Origin of the sequence: Nostoc sp. UIC 10630 (genome assembly GCF_010747425.1) — a bacterium.
In the GTDB taxonomy this organism is placed as follows: Bacteria; Cyanobacteriota; Cyanobacteriia; order Cyanobacteriales; family Nostocaceae; genus Nostoc.
Genome location: NZ_JAAGOG010000380.1, coordinates 1 through 3,209, shown reverse-complemented (window position 1 = coordinate 3,209; position 3,209 = coordinate 1). Strand labels below are relative to the sequence as shown.

Below are 3,209 nucleotides of genomic sequence, written 5' to 3'. Positions count from 1 at the left end.
GATGCACCGTACTTGATTTCCATTTTTGGAAACAATACCTAATTTACAACTGTTTGAGCCTTAACTGAACCGTATTGGGCTAGAACCTATGAAAATAAACCGCTTCGGCATGGGTTGTTACATATTCACAAGGTCAGCGCCGATAAAATTCTCAGAGATACCTGTGTGCGGCTGGGTATTGAGGGCGTTAGTACCCACAGCTTTCGGAGGACTGCATTAACCAGGATGAGCGATGCCGGGATACCGTTGCGCCACATTCAGGAGATATCGGGACATCGGACTTTGGCAGCTTTGGAGCGTTACCTGGGGGTAACTGAGAAGCAGAAACAAAACGCTATCTCTGCTTTGGATTTTTGATGGTTTCTATACCAGATTCTACACCGAAGGAATTTGATACTTATGACTATAAAATTACAGATTTTTGACAAAAATTTCCATTTTTTCTTTCCCGATCTAAATAATCATTAACACTGTCATTATAATTATATTGTTGCATCGACCATACAATTAATTCCTGCTGCAAAATAAGATTATTTATCTCGAATTTAGTGTAAGTTCCAGGTGAAATTGAAATATTTGAGTTGAAAAATCTTTTTATTAGCTCGAATTGGCTTCCGACCGCAAACCTACCAGGACCCTTCATTAACTCTACTGCATCAACATCTACTCTTATAACAGTATCTTTAGGTCGAATTAAACTACTATCTAATAAATTAACAGGAGTTGTTAGCTGACCATACAAATACAAATTTGTAATATCATTTCTGTTTAAAATTGCCATACGATCCTCCAAAATTTTCAGTTGTTTTACTTAAGAAGTATTAATCGAAAACTATTACTTTACCACAGTTTTGTAAAGCAATACCAGTAGTGATTTCTTGAGATATTGGCAAGCTATTTTCATCTAAATAGCGCACTTTGAACTTAATACGTATCCCCTCGCCAGAATCAAGTCCAAGTATACGAGGATTTAAAAAAGAATCTGGTATAGCCACCTCGACACCACCACGAGGACTAATCGCACAACAATTAGGATTCTCTTTAATATATTCATCAAAACTTTCATACTTGATAAATTCGCGATATTGCATCTTACCTGCAATTTTAATACGTAATTGTTCTGCACTATTTAGAGAATTAAAAGCTAATTTAATCTTCTCGTAATCGCTGAGATAACGCATTTTGGCAAAGCAGAACCCTGAATAATTTAAGCTAAAGTATATGCTTAAAATGGTTAACGGGAATCCGATTAAAAGGAAATTAGCTAAAAAATAGGTGCGGTTCATTACTAAATCTGTGATAATTTACATAGTTCTTCAGTCAAAACATCTTGCAGTAAAATCTAACTCCTATCTAAAAGATTTGTATTACTTGAAGTTTGCTCTTATGGTTACAACTTCATTATTAATCCTCGATACTTTTGAGTTATTTAATAGGTACAGTATTTCTCGCTTTGGTACGGTACAAGTTAGAGATACATACCTATACGTTATTACATACTTCTGTACTTAATTTGATTAGGGTTCTTTATCAAACCAAATGGATACTGGACGACCACAGTTCCGTAAAGTATTTCCAAGACGTACTTCTTGTACTCTCTGATTACCGTTCTCATCTAAATAACGTACTTTGAAGTTTATGACTGTCAAATCTCGAAAACCAAGTCCAGATATACGATCTAAAAATGAAGACTCTGGAATAAATGAAGACTGTGCAATCTTGTAAGCTTCACCGTGATTGATAGAACAGCAGTCTGGATTTTCTTTGATATATTCATCAAAACTTGCATACTTGATATGTTCGTAATATTTTACTTTTCCACCTAAATATACAGGTAATGTATCCTCCCTATTGTTATAATCAAAAGCTATTATTAACTTTTCTTTATCACTTAAATAACGCATCTTTGCAAAACAGAAACCTGAATAATTTAAGCTATAGAAGATGCCTAAAATGGTTAATGGTATTCCGATAAAAATGAAAATAGCTAAAATAAGAATACGGTCTATCATTGTATTTGTAGCAATTTACATTAACTTCAGTAAAAGCATTTTCAGGTCAAATCGAACTACTATCTATAAAATTTGTAAAAGTTGATAATGAGGTGAAATGAGCAGTAATACCAAAAGTTACGCCCTTGGGCTTGATGAGCCGTTTCCAATACTGCGATGGTGTACCCGCCCGCTCTCTTGCGATCGCCACGGATAAAACTGTACCAATTGAAGTCTCTAAAATCTAAGGGCTTTAAACCCTTGCTGTACCGTACAAAAAAGCTGTACCAAATAGCTTATAGCTTAATTGGTATTGAGCCGAGATACAAGTAAAAAGCAGCAAGATGGTCTGAAAAGCCTTGCTGTATATAAGTTGGAGCGTTTTTGAAGCGAAAGTAGGATTTTGCTTGAAGATACTTGCAGTCTGAAGGTCAATAATTGCTTTTGGCACGGTGATGCCGACATCAACTGTGACAATCAATATAAGAATTTTTGCATCTTCTTTTCTTACTTGGGCATTATTCAACTCCAGTAATAACAAACTTGGACATTTTTTGTTATTCCCTGTAGGATTATTGCTATGAGCCTATCAAGAGGTAGCAGATGAACGTTTCTTTGACCCCCGAACTAGAAAAGTGGGTGCAATCTAAAGTTGAAACCGGTATGTACACTTCTGCTTCTGAAGTGATCCGAGAAGGTCTGCGGCTTCTCAAGGAGCAGGATGCCCTCAAAGCAATACGGCTTGCAGAGTTGCGTCAGGAGATACAGCTTGGGATTGATAGCGGAGAATCTACACCTCTAAACATGGATGAAATTATTGAATTGGCAAAACAACAACGGCAGCAGAGAGAATCCGCATAATGGCGATAATTCTCAGAAAACCGTTAGCCCAAGCTGATTTATTGGATATTTGGAATTTTATTGCCTCGGACAGCTTTGAAAAAGCAGATCAGCTTCTACAGAAAATAGACAGTCAACTCAAAATGTTGGCTTCAAACCCAGGTATGGGAAGAAAACGCGATTCCTTAGCACCAAATCTGCGGAGTTTTCCAGTAGGGAATTATCTAATTTTCTACCGTCCTATAAACCAAGGGATTGAAGTCATTCGTGTTCTACATGGGGCAAGAGACATTCAAAGTCTGGTTCTTCGGTTACTTTTATGGAGAATTAATAGAAAAGTGCCAGTTTAATAAACTGCGTAATCTAAAATTTCTAAAG

At 36.4% G+C, this 3,209-nt stretch carries 6 protein-coding genes and 1 pseudogene; 3 read left to right on the top strand and 4 right to left on the bottom strand.

From position 1 onward, the window contains the following. Positions 1-120: 120 nt before the first annotated feature. Positions 121-357, top strand: a pseudogene (locus G1O98_RS37620) (tyrosine-type recombinase/integrase); the annotation flags it as partial. 46 nt (positions 358-403) lie between these two features. On the opposite strand, the gene G1O98_RS37615 reads toward G1O98_RS37620, so the two are convergent. The 4 genes from G1O98_RS37615 to G1O98_RS37600 all read right to left on the bottom strand — a co-directional run bounded on the left by G1O98_RS37615 (position 404) and on the right by G1O98_RS37600 (position 2,517). After that, positions 404-781, bottom strand: coding sequence for a hypothetical protein (locus tag G1O98_RS37615; protein ID WP_163939473.1), 378 nt, complete (start codon positions 779-781; stop codon positions 404-406). Positions 782-821: 40 nt separating this feature from the next. Beyond that, positions 822-1,286: a hypothetical protein gene (locus G1O98_RS37610; RefSeq protein ID WP_163939471.1), complete on the bottom strand. Its 465-nt coding sequence runs from the start codon at positions 1,284-1,286 to the stop codon at positions 822-824. 231 nt (positions 1,287-1,517) lie between these two features. Then, positions 1,518-2,012 carry a hypothetical protein gene (locus G1O98_RS37605; protein WP_163939469.1) on the bottom strand — a complete coding sequence of 165 codons (495 nt, stop codon included), beginning with the start codon at positions 2,010-2,012 and terminating at the stop codon, positions 1,518-1,520. Between the two features lie 232 nt (positions 2,013-2,244). Then, complete coding sequence (locus G1O98_RS37600; RefSeq protein WP_163939467.1) at positions 2,245-2,517, bottom strand: hypothetical protein; 273 nt, start codon at positions 2,515-2,517, stop codon at positions 2,245-2,247. A 77-nt stretch (positions 2,518-2,594) separates the two neighbouring features. Between G1O98_RS37600 and G1O98_RS37595 the strand changes: the two genes are divergently transcribed. Further along, on the top strand, positions 2,595-2,852 hold the full coding sequence (locus tag G1O98_RS37595) for a type II toxin-antitoxin system ParD family antitoxin (RefSeq protein ID WP_163939465.1): 258 nt from the start codon (positions 2,595-2,597) through the stop codon (positions 2,850-2,852). Continuing rightward, positions 2,852-3,181 carry a type II toxin-antitoxin system RelE/ParE family toxin gene (locus tag G1O98_RS37590; RefSeq protein ID WP_163939463.1) on the top strand — a complete coding sequence of 110 codons (330 nt, stop codon included), beginning with the start codon at positions 2,852-2,854 and terminating at the stop codon, positions 3,179-3,181. The genes G1O98_RS37595 and G1O98_RS37590 overlap by 1 nt, the downstream gene beginning before the upstream one ends. Positions 3,182-3,209 lie beyond the last annotated feature (28 nt).